This is a genomic window from Aliikangiella coralliicola (genome assembly GCF_007004725.1).
GTDB lineage: Bacteria > Pseudomonadota > Gammaproteobacteria > Enterobacterales > Kangiellaceae > Aliikangiella > Aliikangiella coralliicola.
The window spans coordinates 303,153-320,317 of sequence record NZ_ML660170.1 but is presented as its reverse complement, the minus strand read 5'-3'; the positions used below and the strand labels follow the sequence as shown (position 1 = coordinate 320,317).

11 protein-coding genes are annotated in these 17,165 nt (G+C 42.6%); 8 read left to right on the top strand and 3 right to left on the bottom strand.

What is annotated here, in order from left to right; translation table 11 throughout:
* Positions 1 to 185 precede the first annotated feature (185 nt).
* A complete protein-coding gene (locus FLL46_RS23480) occupies positions 186 to 956 on the top strand; it encodes a class I SAM-dependent methyltransferase (protein ID WP_168204300.1) in 771 nt (256 codons plus the stop codon).
* Positions 957 to 1,060: 104 nt separating this feature from the next.
* Here the strand turns inward: FLL46_RS23480 and FLL46_RS23475 are convergent, their stop codons facing one another.
* Both FLL46_RS23475 and FLL46_RS23470 read right to left on the bottom strand, forming a co-directional pair.
* Positions 1,061 to 1,894 (bottom strand): alpha/beta fold hydrolase, encoded by an 834-nt coding sequence (locus tag FLL46_RS23475; protein WP_142934297.1) that lies wholly within the window; start codon positions 1,892 to 1,894, stop codon positions 1,061 to 1,063.
* Positions 1,891 to 5,391, bottom strand: coding sequence for a non-ribosomal peptide synthetase (locus FLL46_RS23470; RefSeq protein ID WP_142934295.1), 3,501 nt, complete (start codon positions 5,389 to 5,391; stop codon positions 1,891 to 1,893). Before FLL46_RS23470 ends, FLL46_RS23475 begins: the two co-directional genes overlap by 4 nt.
* Positions 5,392 to 5,661: 270 nt before the next feature.
* On the opposite strand from FLL46_RS23470, the gene FLL46_RS23465 reads away from it, so the two are divergent.
* The 4 genes from FLL46_RS23465 to paaZ all read left to right on the top strand — a co-directional run bounded on the left by FLL46_RS23465 (position 5,662) and on the right by paaZ (position 12,582).
* A complete protein-coding gene (locus tag FLL46_RS23465) occupies positions 5,662 to 6,483 on the top strand; it encodes a M90 family metallopeptidase (protein ID WP_210418803.1) in 822 nt (273 codons plus the stop codon).
* A gap of 346 nt (positions 6,484 to 6,829) precedes the next feature.
* Entirely contained in the window at positions 6,830 to 8,932 is a 2,103-nt protein-coding gene (locus FLL46_RS23460) for an alpha-ketoacid dehydrogenase subunit alpha/beta (protein ID WP_210418802.1), read from the top strand.
* 16 nt (positions 8,933 to 8,948) lie between these two features.
* A complete protein-coding gene (locus FLL46_RS23455; RefSeq protein ID WP_142934293.1) occupies positions 8,949 to 10,304 on the top strand; it encodes a dihydrolipoamide acetyltransferase family protein in 1,356 nt (451 codons plus the stop codon).
* A gap of 229 nt (positions 10,305 to 10,533) precedes the next feature.
* Complete coding sequence (gene paaZ / locus FLL46_RS23450) at positions 10,534 to 12,582, top strand: phenylacetic acid degradation bifunctional protein PaaZ (RefSeq protein WP_142934291.1); 2,049 nt, start codon at positions 10,534 to 10,536, stop codon at positions 12,580 to 12,582.
* Positions 12,583 to 12,693: 111 nt separating this feature from the next.
* On the opposite strand, the gene FLL46_RS23445 is transcribed toward paaZ, so the two are convergent.
* Positions 12,694 to 13,281: an acyltransferase gene (locus FLL46_RS23445; RefSeq protein WP_142934289.1), complete on the bottom strand. Its 588-nt coding sequence runs from the start codon at positions 13,279 to 13,281 to the stop codon at positions 12,694 to 12,696.
* A 64-nt stretch (positions 13,282 to 13,345) separates the two neighbouring features.
* On the opposite strand from FLL46_RS23445, the gene paaG reads away from it, so the two are divergent.
* The 3 genes from paaG (at position 13,346) to FLL46_RS23430 (ending at position 17,100) form a co-directional block, all read left to right on the top strand.
* Complete coding sequence (gene paaG, locus FLL46_RS23440; RefSeq protein WP_142934287.1) at positions 13,346 to 14,134, top strand: 2-(1,2-epoxy-1,2-dihydrophenyl)acetyl-CoA isomerase PaaG; 789 nt, start codon at positions 13,346 to 13,348, stop codon at positions 14,132 to 14,134.
* Between the two features lie 432 nt (positions 14,135 to 14,566).
* Positions 14,567 to 15,502, top strand: a complete 936-nt coding sequence (locus FLL46_RS23435; RefSeq protein ID WP_142934286.1) for an ABC transporter substrate binding protein — start codon at positions 14,567 to 14,569, stop codon at positions 15,500 to 15,502.
* Between the two features lie 8 nt (positions 15,503 to 15,510).
* Positions 15,511 to 17,100, top strand: a complete 1,590-nt coding sequence (locus FLL46_RS23430; protein ID WP_142934284.1) for a sensor histidine kinase — start codon at positions 15,511 to 15,513, stop codon at positions 17,098 to 17,100.
* Positions 17,101 to 17,165: the final 65 nt, after the last annotated feature.

The following is a 17,165-nucleotide window of genomic DNA, read 5'->3' as shown; positions in this document are numbered from 1 at the left end:
AAGTTATTACTTGTGGTAGTCATTTTACTAAGTTAAGTGTTTTTGACTCATAAACGACACGGATTGTCGTGATTGAGTTTGATGGACAACATAAAACCGATAATATGCACGAGGTAGACCCTAAACTGAGAGGCTAGCGTTGAAGCGGTCTTTCCTGTATTTATTAGAATGAACGGATGATTAATATGAATAAAATAGTATCAGTATTAGTTTGGCTGTCATTACTTGTTGTAGCATCAGTGTTAAAAGCGGAAGTCCCTGTAGAAATAAAGCATGCGGTGGCCAGTAAGGAAAGAGCTCAATCTGATAAGTCGAGAGATCAGCATCGTAAACCTGCTGAGATACTGGCTCTGGCTGGACTTAAACCTGGAATGAAGGTGGTAGACCTATTGTCGGGCGGTGGTTATTACACGGATATTATTTCTAGAGTTGTTGGTGATAAAGGACAGGTTATCGCTCATAACGCTCCTTACGTAGTCAATCGTTTCGCGAACTTTTTTAATGATCAGGAAAAAGGCTGGCCGGCCAAGTTTCGCTCGCCCCAATGGAAAAAAAATGTGGTAAAAAGTATTGAAGAGTTAGACACGATTAATTTACCTGTTCAACTCGATGTTGCTTTGATGGTTTTGTTTTATCACGATACGGTATGGCAGGGGGTTAACAGGGATATGATGAATCGTCGCATATTTAATGCATTAAAGCCTGGCGGTGCTTATGTAATTGTTGATCATAGCGCGAAGGCTGGCTCAGGAATTAAGGACGTTAAGAAATTGCATCGTATTGACAAACAATTCGTGATTGATGAAATTACCAAAGTTGGATTTAAACTTGAAGCTGATTCTAATCTTCTTTCTCACCCGGAAGATACTCGCGATTATATTTTTACCAGGGACAGACAAACGCGACGTGACCAGACCGACAGAATGGTTTTGAAGTTTGTTAAACCGGCAGAATAGAAAAACGTTAGGTTTAAGATTGATAGGCGGCATATCTTAAGCATTTTTCTCAAGTTTGCTTTAATGGTTTTGCCGCCGATTGCCTGTTAGAAACTATTTACAGGTTATTTAAACCAGCGGGTAATTTGAGAGCTAATGGCGTTCATTAAATATTCCCGGTCTTCCTGCAAAATTTGAGTGTGTTCAATATTTGGAATGTGATCGACGGTGACTTTGTTAGCGAAGTCGATACCGTTAAACATTTCCGCCAATTGTTTTCTGTGATTAAACTTGGGTAGCATCGCACCGGTATAAATGTAGTGAAGTAGTGTTCCTCGACTAATTAACCCTGACAATATATTGCTCGACTCGGAGAAATCCATATATTGGTAATCAATTAAACTACGAGACTGTTGTTGCTGCTCGTGATCTGTTTTCTTATTTTTTTGCGTTAACTTATCCCATAAATTCATGAACTTGACGATAATTTTTTTTACGGTAAATGTCCCAAAATATTTTCGTCGATGAAAACCTGGAGTCTGGTAGCAATGGGGATCGATCATGACAACAGCATTAATGCGTGGGTCGAGACTGGCATAGCGAAAAGAATCTTCTGCGCCGGAACATAAGCCGCATAAAACAATATTTTCTGAATTCTGTTCGTTTACCAGGTAATCCACAGCATTCTCGATATCTTTGTTGGTTCTTTCTTGTAAAGTTAAGCTTGGGTGAATTTGTTCACTATTACCAATTCCACCCAGATCAAAACGCAAAGTTGAAAAACCATCCTCAGCCATCTTTCTGGCGAGTAAAGTGTAAAGGCGGAAGGGGCCTGGTGTCGAGAGAAAGCCGGCATTAACCAGAATAATTGATGCGCGTTTTTCCTTATTAATACCTGGTTGAGTCAAAATACCATGAAGTCGATTTTGTTGCCCAAATTGACAGCTTTTTTCAATCATTCTGGTTGATCCGTTATTAAGTTAATTAGTTCACTTAAAATTTGGTGATTGGTCAAGGCATTTTCGGTTTTCTGGTAGTCTGTCCAATGACAATTTTCCGTTAGCTCAACTACCTTGGACTGATCTAGATTGCCCACAAAATTTTCATACTCAATACTATTTTGTATCGATTCACTGGTTTTCAGTAGTGCTACTTGTTTGTGGTGATTTAACTGACATTGCGAGATATCAATTGAAGTTATTTCTTTGAGTAGCTGTTTGCTGTAGTTAAAGCCGATAAATTGATTTAAGTGAGGGTTGCGTTTGATCTTACTAAACAGTTTAAGAAAGCGCAGTTCTTTTATCAATTCCTTCTGGTTAACTTGTTGCTGATTTAAATATTCAGTGCCGTTTACAACAGGGTCCCATAATATGAGTTTTTCAAGATGACTTTCACTGAAAGCACTTGCAGCTATTGTCGCGCCCAACCGAACGCCCAGCACGACAAAATTATCAAATCCAGAGCGAACACTAAGTTCACTCAACGCGAGATTTTGATCTTGTTGCCATCGTTGAATAGTCGCCTGGTAATCAACACCGAGAGAATCACCGCAGCCAAAATAATCGAAACGCAATACAGGATGTCCTGATGCGGCGAGTTTTGTTGCCATATTTTTAAGGAAGTAATTACATCTGACGTGCTCTTGCCCAACTGGTGGACAAATAAGAACAGCCGTGTTTATCGCACCTGATTCGTTTTTAACGGGGCGGTGATAAGTGCCGTACAAACTTTTTTCATCGCCAAAATAAAAAGATTCTGTTGGATTTATCGTTATGGTTTTTACTGGTAGTTCTGACGCTTGTTCCTGGTGTTTGTCCGTTTGACAAATATTAGCTAATACACCCAGACACTCACGTGCAACGTCCAATCCGTATAATGATACGCCTAGCGTTGATTTAACTCGAGCAATCATATCAACCGCGAGCAATGAGTCTCCGCCGATATCAAGGAAGTTATCTTCAAGAAAAACATCTTTCAAGCGCAAGACGTCACACCATATTTTAGCAAGTTGTTTTTCAATATCTGTTTGCGGTTTAGTTCCAGATGAAGATGAGACTGAGCGGTCAACCTCGCCTGGATCGGGAAGGGCATTACGATCGACTTTAAGGTTATGGTTTAAAGGCAAAGCCTCTAGTCGAACAAATAAACTCGGCACCATATAGTCAGGAATATTATTTCTTAAATATTCTCTGATTTTTTCTGAAATCTTATTGGAGTCGGTGTCTGCGCCTTGCTCTGTTACATAGTAGGCAACCAGTGTTTTGTCTGTATTGCCGACAGCTTTTAACGCCGCAATTGCATCTCGGACTCCATCAACCTGTTTAACGTGATATTCAATTTCACCGGGTTCGATGCGCATTCCTCTGAGTTGAATTTGAAAATCAGAACGACCAACCAATTCCAACTGACCTTGGTAAGAAATTTTGCCTCTGTCACCGGTTCTATAAAATCGTTTTCCATCGTGTTGGATAAATTTTTCCTGGGTTAACTTTAAGTTGTTTAAGTAGCCGGTCACAATCCCGTCTCCGGCAAAACAAACATTTCCAGTTACACCGATTGGCACGGGTTTATCATAATCATCAAGTACAATGACATGAGTATTGCTGAAAGGTTTTCCCACAAAAGTTTTTTCAATAGCACCTTCGGTTGGCACTGGCCAGGTACAACCCATACAACTAATTTCGCTACATCCATAAATAACAAAAAGTTCAGCATGAGGAAACAACTGCCGCGCTATCTGCAAAACTTCCGGCGGAATCATATCGCCACCTGAAGACAGATGTCTTAGCTTTTTGAAGCTGCTATATTCCTGATAGTTGGACTTAACAAAATTGAGTAATAACTTAAGTAAGCTAGGGCCCATATGCAGAAAAGTAATTTCCTGTAGTGTTTTGGCCATGTGCTCGACATTGAGTATATGTTCTCGTTTTAAGATCTGTAATGTCGCCCCGTGAGACAGTGGAAACATCAGTTCGAACATGTTGATACTAAAAGTGTAGCGTGCACACGAAGCCATGATATCTTGATTATTAATCGCATATTTTTCCTGGGCGGAACGAATATAGTTAATCAAGTTATAGTGGTTCGCTAATATACCTTTTGGTTTGCCCGTGGTGCCGGAGGTGTAATAAATGTAGGCCGTTTGTTTCAGATCATAGTCTAATTTAAAGTTTTCTGTCGGTTGCTCAGAAAGTTGTTGTGAGATTTTGTCAATCGCAATGGTTTTCTTTTTGTCGAAATCCAATAACTCCATAAGATGAGATTGAGTGATTGCGATTGATGGACAAATGTCGTCGATAATTGTTTTAAGACGGTTTTTGGGAAACGATGGATCGAGCGGAACGTAAGTGCAATTATATTTTAAGATAGCCAGTAAGCTAATCGCGATTTCAAATCCAGGTTCGACAAAAACCAGAATTCGACTCCCAGGTTTGATTCCTCGCTCAATCAGGTAATGTGCAAGTTGATTCGCGTTAGCATTGAGCTCAGAGTAACTCAGCGTTTTGTTTTCATACTTAATTGCCGGATGGGAAGGTTGGTTTAGTGCGAGTTTCTCAATTTCAAAATGTAATGGCGTTTGCGGGTATTGACATTGACCACCGTCGCCAAAGGTATTTAACCAATTTTTCTCACTTTCGGAAAGAAAGTCTATTTTGCTTATCGCCCGGTCGACTAATTTCGGCGTTTGGATAATCAGTGAACGCAAGTTACCCGCCATAGACTCTAAAGTTTTCAAATGAAAAATCTGTTCGTTGAAAATCAGCGCAACAGATAGAGAATCTTGTTTTTTAACGATGGTGATACATAGGTCATTGTATTCATCTTGTTGCGATAAATGCTGCCGGGTTTGCTCGGTCCATTCTTGTACACTAATATTTTCTTGCGCTATATCGTGGCAGATTAACCGCAATGGGCTAGTTAATTCATTTTCTGCAAAACTTGGCTGACCTGGTGAGAAATCCCGTTGTACCTTTTCACATTGTGCTTTTATAGATTTTCTAACGGATTCAAATAATTCGTCAGCATTAAAATCTAATAAATATTCATGGTCAGGTAGTTTGATCCAATTGGTATCAAGTTTAAGACAGAGTGGAAGTTGTGACTGGCCGGAATATTTAGAAATAATAAAACCAACTGCCGCAACTAATAAACTCCATTGGTCACCACTTTGTTGCTGTTGCTCACTTCCCAATGGGCTAAGTTGCGTGCCATCAAGATTAAATTGGACACAAGCTTGCTGATAAGGTGTACCTGGCGTTTTTAAGTGCGAGTAGGGTAGTTGTAAGTCACAGTCACTTAAACAAGCAGAAGCGGCCTGATTTGCGCTGTTATCGGCTGGTAATGCGCTTTCGCTATTTAAGCAAGTTGCTTCTACCTTCTCTGACGCTAATTTTTTTGTTTTTAATTGATCGGAATGGCCGAAAACTTGTTGCCTTGATTCCATTTTCTTTTGCACTATTTAGTTCCTTGGTAGCATTAGACGTTTGTGAATCACTTTTGTTACATTATTGTTGAGTGTTAATGTTTAAACAATAATGAGACGAATAAACTCAACTAAAAACTTTGGGCAAAGAGAGCATTACTTGAATGAACTCCCTCCTTAATTGTATGCCTTATTGACAAAAAAATCTCAAATATAGACATTAGAATTAATCGAATTGACTTGAATTCCTGCAGATCAGCACAATGAAGAGAGTGTTGATTGTTGGGAGTTAGAATTCTTTTTATGTTTCCTATCATTGTTATTAGTGCTATTACATTATCTTTAATTGGATATATCGTATTTAAACCTAAATGGCGAGAATATCAGAGAAAGAAAATCAAATCGCAACCCTTTCCTAAATCCTGGCGTAGTATTCTTCGAAAAAACGTTCCTTACTTTTACCGAATGCCTGCTCATCTTCAGTTACAGTTAAAGCAGCATATTTTGGTGTTTTTGGCGGAAAAGCGTTTTTATGGTTTTGAGGGAATTGAAATTAACGATGAAATAAGAGTAACAATCGCTTCTCAGGCCTGCCTGCTGTTACTGAACAGGAAAACCGATTATTACCCAAAGTTACAATCTATTTACGTGTACCCTGCGGCTTTTATCACCAACCACCAGGGGGTTGACGCCGCAGGTGTGTTACAAAGCCAGCATCGAGTGCTGAGCGGTGAGTCATGGGAGCTGGGGAAAGTGATACTCTCATGGAAGGACGCGCACGAAGGCGCGAAAGATTATCTGGACGGTCAGAATGTTGTCATACATGAGTTTGCTCACCAACTGGACCAGGAAACGGGGGCCGCTAACGGTGCGCCTTTTTTACGGCATAATAACCGCGACTGCTGGTCTAAGGTGCTTTCCGATGAGTTTGAAAAACTGCGTCAGCAGGCCTTAAAGCAAGAAGATTCTTTGTTAGACCACTATGGCGCGACTAATCCCGCCGAGTTTTTCGCTGTTGCAAGCGAAGTCTTTTTTGAACAACCTCAGTTGATGTTTTCACGCCATCCTCAGTTATATAATCAGTTAAAAGGTTTCTACCAGGTTAGTCCATCGGACTGGCAGTAGATCACGGCTTCCTTTGCTTATTTCCGTTCTGGAGCGAGTATCGTATTTCTAAAATACACGAAGGTTAATCGCTTTATATTTGAGTCGTTCCGACTTTACTCACTTGTATTTTCCAGTTCTTGGTGTCTGTTTTGTAGCGGGATCTCAGGCTCGGCTGACAGTATCTTTTGTTGAACTCGCAGATTGACGGTTGCAGCTGCAATTATATCGTTGAAAAGACAATTTAACTTATCTTATAATAAATACCATCAATTTCAGGTGTTCAAAAAAAGACCTAGCTGTTGGTTTATATTGTATAAAATATAGCCATAGGCGGTGATTTAATTATCTTTTGAGGATGGTAATAATGGCTGTTGAAGCAATCGACATTAATTCCCCAAACCCCCACTTTGACTGGGAGAAAGTAGCCTATACTTTGCTTCTGTCGCGCGCGATGGATGATATTGAAGAGCAAAAACTGGTTCCGGCTAAACTGGTGTTTAATCAATTTTCTGCCCGAGGGCACGATTTAGCGCAAATTCTGATTGGTTCATTACTTAACCATCCCCACGATGGTGCTACTGGATATTACCGCTCAAGGCCTTTTGTGTTGTCATTGGGTCTGGATATCGTTGATGCGGTTGCATCACCCATGGCTAAATCTGGTGGTTATAGTGATGGCAGAGATATCGGTGTGGTCTGCAATTATCCCAATGTAAAACGGGAAGGTGCCATGCTGTTTCCTATGTGTGGTGGGGTTGGGTCACAATACTCTCCAATTTCTGGTTGGGCTCAGTCGATTTTATACCATCGTGATGAGCTGAAAGACGAGCGATACAGGGGCGCAATCGGTATATCAATGGGAGGCGATTCTTCCATGTCAACCAGTGGCTTCTGGGCGGCATTGAATATATCAACAACCAACAACCTGCCACACCTTTTTTACATTGAAGATAACGGCTATGGCATTTCGGTTCCACAAGAGGTGCAAACGCCGGGAGGCGATCAGGTTGCAAATCTTGCGGCTTACAAAAACCTTAAAATTGTTGATGGCGACGGCACCTGTCCGATAGAAGCGCCCAAGTTAGTGAAAGAAGCGGTTGATTTTGTGCGAGCGGGCTTAGGTTCCTGCGTTTTACGTCTAAAAGTGCCACGGCTATGCGGCCACACCTTTCAAGATACACAAACCTATAAGCCTGAGGCAATGATCGCAGAAGAGCTGGCGAAAGATCCGCTACCTAAACTGAAAGAGTACCTGGACGAATATGGCGTCATTTCCACGGCTCAATGGATCGCGCTGGAAGAGAAAGCTTATTCTGATGTGGAACAGGCAGTTGAAAAAGCGAAAGCGAGGCCAGAGCCAGATATTAGTAAGCTAAAGCGATACGTATTTGCAGAAAAAGATAACTACGATAATCCTGAAATTCAGCTCCGTGGCGGATTACATGCAGACGATCATCAATTTCCGGCGGTAACCGAGACACCTGCGCCGCAAGGGCCGCGTTTAAATATGCTCACGGCGATTCGCAATACGCTGGATTATGAATTGCAGACTAACCCTAAAGTGCTAGTATTTGGAGAAGATGTTGGTCCTAAAGGGGGCGTCCATGCGGCGACGCTTGGGTTAAATCAGAAGTATGGTAATAACCGTGTTTTTGATACCAGCTTATCTGAGGAAGGAATTATTGGGCGTTCAGTGGGTATGGCGTTAGCTGGTTTAATGCCGGTTCCTGAAATACAGTTTAGAAAATATGCAGAACCGGCCGCCGAGCAAATAACAGATACCGGAATCATGCGTTGGCGAACAAACAATCAGTTTGCTTCTCCGATGGTGGTGCGGATCCCTGGTGGGTTTGCAGGCAGAGGCGATCCCTGGCACTCAATGTCCGATGAGGTAGAGTGGGCACATAAAACAGGTTGGCAAGTCGTGATGCCGTCAAATGCCGAAGATGCGGTTGGACTATTGCGCTACGCGCTGCGGGATAATAACCCGACTATATTCTTTGAACATCGTTCTTTACTCGATAACCGCTGGGCCAGACGACCCTACCCGGGAGACGATTATGTCATTCCCTTTGGCAAGGCGAACACGCTGACAGTCGGACATAAGCTGACCGTTGTCACCTGGGGGGCGATGGTAGAACGCTGTGAGGCTGCAGCACTAGAGTTGGCCAATGGTGTTGAAGTGATTGATTTACGCACTATTCAACCGTGGGACAAAGCAACTGTGTTAGCGTCAGTTAAAAAGACCGGCCGTTGTCTGATTGTTCACGAAGATAATCTGACCGCAGGTTTTGGCGCGGAAATATCCGCGACCTTGGCAAAAGAGGCATTTTTCGATCTGGATGCACCGATAGAACGACTGACTATGCCTGATACGCCAAATCCTCACAACATCCACTTACTCAACGCTGCGGTACCGACTCAGGAACGTATCCAAGCGGCAATGAAAGACTTATTAGAAGTTTAACCCGGAGAGTTTATTAATGAGTAAAGTAGTTGATATCGTTCTACCGGAAGGACAACTGGAAGGGACTTCTGCCACGCTTGCAACCTGGTTGGTAAAAGAAGGAGACCGGGTAAAAGAAGGCGATCCGGTTGCAGAATTAGAAACTGACAAGGTAGTGATGGAAGTTTGCGCTGTGGAAAACGGTCAAATTCAGAGTCTTTCCGCGAATGTGGGCGATGATGTTGTTACCGAGCAGGTGCTAGGAAAAATCACAACGGAAGTTGGTGCAGGTTCGATCAGCCCGCAACAAGATAAAGGCGAAGAAAACAACGTCGTTAACCTGGAATCTGCGACTAACGAAACCGATGGTGAGCCGGGTGGCGCACATGAACATGCAGAACAACAAAGTGCCCGAGAGTTTATCAGTCCCGCAGTAAGGCGTTTACTGAGAGAAAATAACCTGACAATCGACTATATTCGTGGAACTGGAAAGCGGGGCAGGGTCACTAGAGACGATGTCATTGCCTACTTAAAAAATCCGACGCCAAAGCCAGCACCTAAAACAGAAGGTTCGGTTGTTTTGCCAACAAAAAGTGAGAAGCAGCCAACAGTCAGTCCAGGCACACCTGCCGCAAAAACTGCGTCTGGCACCTCACCATATTCTACCGTTGCGAACAGAGAAAGTCGTCCACTAGAAGGAACCAGGGTACCTCATTCGCAAATGCGCAAATCCATTGCCAGTCACATGGTAGAAAGTTTATTACATACTTCCCCCCATGTGACCAGTGTTTTTGAAATGGATATGACCAATATTATCGAGCATCGCAAATGGCATAAGAAAGAGTTTGAAGCGCTCGGCGTTAAATTAACTTTTACAGCATATTTCCTGTCAGCGATGGCTGCCGCAGTTAAACAGGTTCCGCAAGTTAATGCCAGGTTCCATGATGATTCGCTAGAGATTTTTAATGACGTCAACATTGGCGTTGGAACAGCGCTAGGTGATTCAGGATTAGTCGTACCTGTGGTTGAACAAGTTCAGGAAATGAATCTGTTTGAAATTGCACAAAACTTGAATAAGCAGACCGAAAAAGCAAGAGATGGAAAACTGACACCGGCGGATATGAGAAACGGGACGATTACTATTTCAAACCACGGTGTGAGTGGCAGCTTGTTCGCCGCGCCAATTATCATTAACCAACCTCAGGTGGCAATCTTAGGTGTCGGAAAGCTGGAAAAAAGAGTTGTGGTCGAGCCGGTTAGCGGTGTTGATACTATGGTGATTAAACCTAAGTGTTATGTTTCGCTGAGTATCGATCATCGCGCCTTAGATGCCCATCAGACTAATCTCTTTTTGAGTGCATTCGTTGAAATCATCGAAAACTGGGGGCAGTAATAGTTTCAATCATTGTCTTGCCTGTATTAGTTATTTATCCTGAACTCAGGTTATCTAATAGTGTCAGGCGTCGATTTCATTTTGACTTGAGTTTTTATTTGAGCCCTGGTTTTTATTTCAACTTTGGCGGTTTATTAAAAATTATTTAAAACTCAAACTTAGCATTTTAACCCTTGTGTTATGAACCCTGAAAAAATAATTTTCAGGGACAATTATTCAGGAATAAAACATGAAAATACAAAGTTATTTAGCTGGTGAATGGTGTAGTGGAGACGGTCGTACCGACACGCTGGTTAATTCTGTTAACGATGCATTCATCGGTGAAGTAAGTTCTTTGACCAGCGGCTTCGATCAATTCCTCAATTATGGTCGTACGGTCGCTGGACCGGCGTTACGCCGATTAACCATCCACGAACGAGCTGAAAGAATTAAATTTCTGGCAAAATATTTGTTAGATCGTAAAGAGGAGTTTTACCGGATCTCTTCAATGACCGGCGCTACCAGAGCTGATTCGTGGGTTGATATCGAAGGTGGTATCGGAACCATGTTTAGCTACTCAGGTATCGCAAGACGCGAATTAAATAATGATACTTTTGTGGTCGAAGGGAATGTTGAGCCATTGTCACAACAGGGAACATTTGTCGGTCAACATATTCTCACCTCGAAGGAAGGTGTTGCGGTTCATATTAACGCGTTTAATTTCCCTGTGTGGGGCATGTTAGAAAAAATTGCACCCAGCTTAATTGCCGGTGTTCCCGTTATTGTTAAACCTGCGACAGTGACCTGTTATTTGACTGAAGCTGTGGTTAAAGCCATTGTCGAGTCGAAGATTTTGCCTGAGGGCAGCGTGCAACTGATTTGTGGAAGCGTTGGTGATACGTTTGACCATTTAACCGAACAAGATATTGTGACTTTTACCGGTTCAGCTTCTACCGGACAAATGTTGCGAGTTCACCCGAATATTATCGCGAAAAGTGTTCCCTTCACGATGGAAGCAGATTCTTTGAACTGTTGTATTCTTGCACCGGATGTTTCTGTCGAAGATCCGGAATTCGATCTTTATATCAAAGAAGTTGCGCGTGAAATGACGACTAAAGCGGGCCAGAAATGTACCGCTATTCGCCGCGCAATTGTTCCCCAGGATAAAGTTGATGCCGTGACTGAAGCATTAATTAAAAGGCTTACCGGCACAGTAATTGGCGACCCTACTCAAGAAGGTGTTCGTATGGGCGCGTTGGTCGGCAAATCTCAGCGAGAAGATGTATTAGCAGCGGTTGAGCAACTGAAGCAGAGTAGTGAAGTTGTACTCAACGGCCTGGATAATTTTCAATGTGTTGGCGTTGAAGGTGATAAGGGCGCGTTTATGGCGCCGACGCTGTTACATTGTAAAGAACCACTCGTTAAAACAACCTCTCACGAAGTCGAAGCTTTTGGTCCGGTGAGTACTTTGATGCCTTATCAAAATCTTGAAGATGCAATCCAGCTGGCAAAAATGGGCAAAGGAAGTCTCGCTGGTTCGGTGTTCACAGCAAGTCGAGAAAATGCGCGTGATATTATTTTAGGAACGGCATCGCACCATGGTCGAATGCTAGTGATTGATAGAAATTGCGCCAAAGAATCGACCGGTCATGGTTCGCCACTCGCCAGTTTGGTGCATGGCGGCCCTGGCAGAGCCGGTGGCGGTGAAGAATTGGGTGGATCTCGCGCAATTAAACATTATATGCAACGTACTGCGATTCAAGGTTCACCAACGTCATTGATGGCCGTTACCAACCAATATGTCCGTGGCGCAGATGTTAAGCGCGATCGCGTTCATCCCTTTAGAAAATATTTTGAAGAGCTAGAAATTGGTGAGTCATTAACGACCCACCGCCGAACCGTTACTGAAGCTGATATTGTTAATTTTGGTTGCTTATCGGGCGATCATTTTTATGCACATTTTGACGAAATTGCGGCCAAGGATTCGTTTTTCGAAAAAAGAGTGGCGCACGGTTATTTTGTGATCTCTGCGGCTGCGGGAATGTTTGTCGACCCAGGACAAGGTCCGGTGATCGCAAACTATGGTATCGATAACTTGCGCTTTGTTGAACCGGTTGGGATCGGCGATACCATTCAGGTCAAGCTGTCGGTAAAACGTAAGATTAAAAAATCGAAAAAGCCAGATGATAAATATGTCACCGGTGTTGTTGTGTGGGATGTCGAAGTGGTTAATCAAAATGATGAGCCGGTCGCTATCTATGATATTTTAACGCTGGTGGAAAGACAAAACGAAGACTAAGAACGCTGTGCAAAGTGCGTGGGTTAAAGCTCCCTCCTTTAGCAAAGGAGGGCCGGGAAGGATTTAAATTGATGGAATTTTATCAAGCTAACTAAAAATTAATTCGGTGTATTAGCTTTTTGTCTGGTGAATTGAATCTTGAAAGCGTGGTCTGTTCGGTTGTTCTTCAATTAATGCTTCAGTGATTCGCATGGTGTTAATTGAACGCTCAGCGAGGTCAATATATTCTTGAGTACCTTGGCCTTTCCAGTGAATTTCCTGCTCGGTCATTTGCCGAATAACTTTCGCAGGAATTCCCATAACCATTGAGCGCGGCTCGCACTGGAATTTGGCACGAACAAAAGAGCTCGCTGCCACCATCGACTCTTTGCCGATAACAGTATCGTCCATGACGACGGCGTTCATGCCGATGAGAGAGTTTTCACCGATGCGACAACCATGTAAAACGGCACAATGGCCAATATGGCTATAAGGCTCCAGAAAACAATCTTTATCTGGGAAGCTATGAAGAACACAGTTGTCTTGAACATTACTATGATGGGATACGTGAATTCGGCCAAAATCTCCGCGTAATACCGCGCACGGGCCGATATAACAGTTTTCTTCAATGATAACATCACCGATAATCTCGGCGCTGGGATGAACATAAGTATTAGGTTTTACGACCGGAATAAAATCATCGATAGCGTAGATCGGCACGGTGGGTTCTCCAGTAATGGGCGGTAGTTTTAAAAATTGCGTAAATTATAAATGAGGCATCAATATGTACCAAACGATAGTTGTTGAAAAATCAGACGGGGTCGCAAAACTTACTCTCAACCGTCCTGACCGATTAAATAGTTTTAATGTCCAGATGCACGAAGAATTGCAAACTGCACTGGACGAAATATCGACTGATAAAGCGGTTCGCTGTTTATTATTGACCGGTGCAGGCAGGGGGTTTTGTGCCGGTCAGGATTTAAACGACAGGGCCGTCAGCGCTGATCAGGCGCCACCGGATCTGGGAATGTCGGTGGAGAAATTTTATAACCCGTTAATCCGGCGAATCACGAATTTGAAAATGCCGGTAGTTTGTGCACTCAATGGTGTCGCGGCGGGTGCCGGCGCCAGTCTGGTCATGGCATGTGATATTGTGGTTGCAGCTCGTTCATCGTCGTTTATTTTATCTTTTGCTAAAGTTGGGCTAGTACCAGACTCTGGAAGTTCGTGGCATTTTGCCAGAGCGATCGGCCTGCCTCGGGCAAAAGCAATGGCGATGCTGGGTAATAAAGTGAAAGCTGAACAGGCTGAACAGTGGGGATTGATCTACCAGGTTGTTGATGATGATGCGTTAACTGAAGAAACTGACGAGTTGTCAAAATACCTGGCAAAGCAACCCACTGAAGCACTAGCGAATATCAAGACGTTGGTTCACACTGCTTTTGACTTTAGCATGAACGAGCAGTTAGAACGGGAAAGACAAGCAATGCAACATTTGGGGAGAAGTCACGATTATAGTGAAGGTGTTGCAGCGTTTATTGAAAAACGCGAGCCAGATTTTAAAGGAAGGTAGGCTCTTCAGGTAAAAATCAGGACTATGTTGGTAAAATCTGGAAACTGCTGCTGGCCGATTTTGCCAACTGGCAATGGGCAGGTGTGCCGATTGCGAGCTAAACTCATGAAGCTATATTGGATGAAAATTAGGCGAATTGTGCATTGGGGAAGGTGATTGCTAGCGGCCATGGTCGATATTTGCGATTTTATTCAACATTAACTAATTTTTCGCAATTGCTTAAAAGCATGTATACTTTACGTTAAGGCTTGCTGCTCGATGCTGAGCCGGGGTTTAAAACGCTGTGCATCGAACCTATCAAAGTTGAGCAAGTCTAAAGTATCGCGTCATTTACGGAGATCTGCGTCTGTATACTTTTGTAAGCTAAGGTTTGGACTAGCAGTGTGATCCAGGGTAGAAGTTTAGGAATTCAGAAGTTCAGGAAGTTAGTTTTTGCGATTGTCGATAGCTTTTAACATTTTTATATTGCTTATTATGGGAGTCCTTCCCAGTGTTGCGGCGGCTTCGGATTCGGCTTCCGTGACCAATAAAATAGCAATATTTTACCCTGACGCCAAAAATCCCTATCGTTCAATTTATCAGGAAATCATTTCAGGTAGCAAAAGTCACAGTCACCTCGAATTTCACGAATTCCTGATAAAAAGAGATTTTGATAGCAATCAAATTATCGAGGAATTACGTAAGCTCGGTATTAAAAAAGTAATTGTCCTTGGCAGGCTCGGTTTTAGGCTGGCTAAAAAACTTCCTGAGGAATTTAGCGTTGTTTCAGGCGCATTACCCATTTCACCTAATGGTGTTTCTGGTATCAGTTTAATTTCTGACCCGGCCAACCTGTTTGATTATTTGAAATTAGTTGCACCGGAAGTTAGAAGGGTTCATGTTGCATTTAGCAAAAGAAGTGAATGGCTAATTAACAAAGCCAAAACAGCGGCGAGCGCACGAGACCTGGAATTAGTTTCTATAAAAGTGAGCGAAACGGCCGAAGCAGTCAAGTTTTATGAAAATTTGTTTGAGTCAGACATTTCAAGTCAGGACGCCATCTGGTTACCTGTTGATAAAATCTCTTCTCACGATAAAGTGACACTTCCATTTATTCTGGAGAAAGCCTGGTCTAAAGAAGTCGTGGTTTTTTCGAGTAAACCTTCTCATGCAAAAAGGGGGGCATTATTTTCTACTTACCCAGACAATTTTGGTCTTGGGAAACAATTATCATCAATGGTTCAGGAGTTAGCGGAAAAGCCAACTGAAAAAAAGTTTGCCGCGCTTACTTCTCTGCAACTCGCCGTTAATTTAAGGACAGCCGCACACCTCGGCTTTAAGTATAGCTCGGAGCAACAACAGAATTTCAAGATGACGTTTCCGGAGTAATTGCTGTTATGGTTATGGGATACGTCACATTTAAATCGTCGGCAACACTAAAACGTCAACTACTCAGTTTTTTTATTGGTAGCGTGGTTATTCTTTCGCTAACAACTTCAATTATTACTGCGTGGCAAACGAGCCGAAATGTGCGCCTGGAAACGATTGAAAATGGTTTACAAATCGTTCGAAATTTCTCAGATCAGGCGATTCTTGCTTTGTTAACCGGTAGTGAAGAAAATGCACAAGAAGCCGTCAACAGAACTTTAGGATTTGAATCAATTAACGGGGTCGCAGTATTTAAACCTAATGGTGAGTTATTAATTAGTTCCACTAAAAGTCCCAATAGCCAGTTTTATCTTGACGTTACTAAGTTAACCGGTGAGCCGCAGTTAATCGATGAATATGAAGATCATTGGGTATTTAGTGCGCCGGTTATTTTTGTGGATGAGCAGTTTGATCCGGAAACATTAGATCCTGATGAAGAAACCGTCGAAGAACAACTCATTGGCCATGTGCTCGTGGATTACGATAAGCACAGTTTGCGGGAAATTCAACAATCAATTTTTGTTAACAATATCGTTATTGGTGGGGTTATTACCGTTGTTTTGGCGTTTTTAATGAGCTGGGGAGTCAATCGACTAACGCTGCCTTTATCAGCGCTGTCACAAACAATGGAAACTGCCAGAGATTCAGGAAACTACACCAAGGCTGATGTCAACGGAGCCAGCGAAATTCGTCAAATGGCAGCAGTGTACAATCAAATGATGACTCATCTGGAAAAACAGAAGTCTCAACTGGAAATGCATCGAGCAACCCTGGAGTCTGAAGTTGAAATTAGAACGCAGGAACTCAGAGTGGCGCGAGATACCGCACTCACTGCCAACCGCCACAAATCAGAATTTTTAGCCAATATCAGTCATGAGTTAAGAACGCCGTTACAGGCGATAATTGGTTACACTGATTTGGTTAAAGAAGATCTAGAGCTTGAGTGTATGGATGCGCAGGCTGAAGATTTGGCTAAGGCAATTCGTAGTGCAAATACACTGTTAGGATTGATCAACAATATTCTGGATCTTGCTAAGATCGAGGCGGGTCGAATGGATCTCTACCTGAAGCCGGTCGATATGGAATTTTTAATCAACGACACTCTTGAAACAGTGCAACCGATGGCGGCCGCGAATAACAATCAATTACTGATTGATAAAGGTAATCTCAATAGTACTTTGGTTGTTGATCGCCAAAAGTTAATGCAGATATTTCTTAACTTGTTAAGTAATGCCTGTAAGTTTACCAAGAATGGCAAAGTGACCTTCGAAATTCGAAATGACAAGAATTTTCTTTATGTTTCTGTGACTGATACCGGCGTTGGTATTCCAAAAGATAAGTTAAACTACATTTTTGAAGAGTTTACTCAGGTTGACGGAAGCCAAACAAGAAAGTTTGAAGGGACTGGATTGGGCATGGCGATTACTAAAAATTTCTGTGACATGATGCGAGCAAAAATCGAAGTTGAAAGTCAGGAAGGTGAGGGAACCAGATTTTCAATTAAGCTGCCATTGCAACCTGAACAGGAAACCAGAAGAGTCGACCTATCTTCAGCTTGAGAAAACTGTATTCTCGACTAAACTATTTAGGGTCTGTTGTTAAAACAATGAGCTAATTTATTGCG

Bases quoted from the DNA above. Each gene is read 5' to 3' on its own strand.
- FLL46_RS23480 (WP_168204300.1), top strand. From the start codon at position 186: ATGAATAAAATAGTATCAGTATTAGTTTGGCTGTCATTACTTGTTGTA.
- FLL46_RS23475 (WP_142934297.1), bottom strand. From the start codon at position 1,894: ATGATTGAAAAAAGCTGTCAATTTGGGCAACAAAATCGACTTCATGGT.
- FLL46_RS23465 (WP_210418803.1), top strand. From the start codon at position 5,662: ATGTTTCCTATCATTGTTATTAGTGCTATTACATTATCTTTAATTGGA.
- FLL46_RS23460 (WP_210418802.1), top strand. From the start codon at position 6,830: ATGGCTGTTGAAGCAATCGACATTAATTCCCCAAACCCCCACTTTGAC.
- FLL46_RS23455 (WP_142934293.1), top strand. From the start codon at position 8,949: ATGAGTAAAGTAGTTGATATCGTTCTACCGGAAGGACAACTGGAAGGG.
- paaZ (WP_142934291.1), top strand. From the start codon at position 10,534: ATGAAAATACAAAGTTATTTAGCTGGTGAATGGTGTAGTGGAGACGGT.
- paaG (WP_142934287.1), top strand. From the start codon at position 13,346: ATGTACCAAACGATAGTTGTTGAAAAATCAGACGGGGTCGCAAAACTT.
- FLL46_RS23430 (WP_142934284.1), top strand. From the start codon at position 15,511: ATGGTTATGGGATACGTCACATTTAAATCGTCGGCAACACTAAAACGT.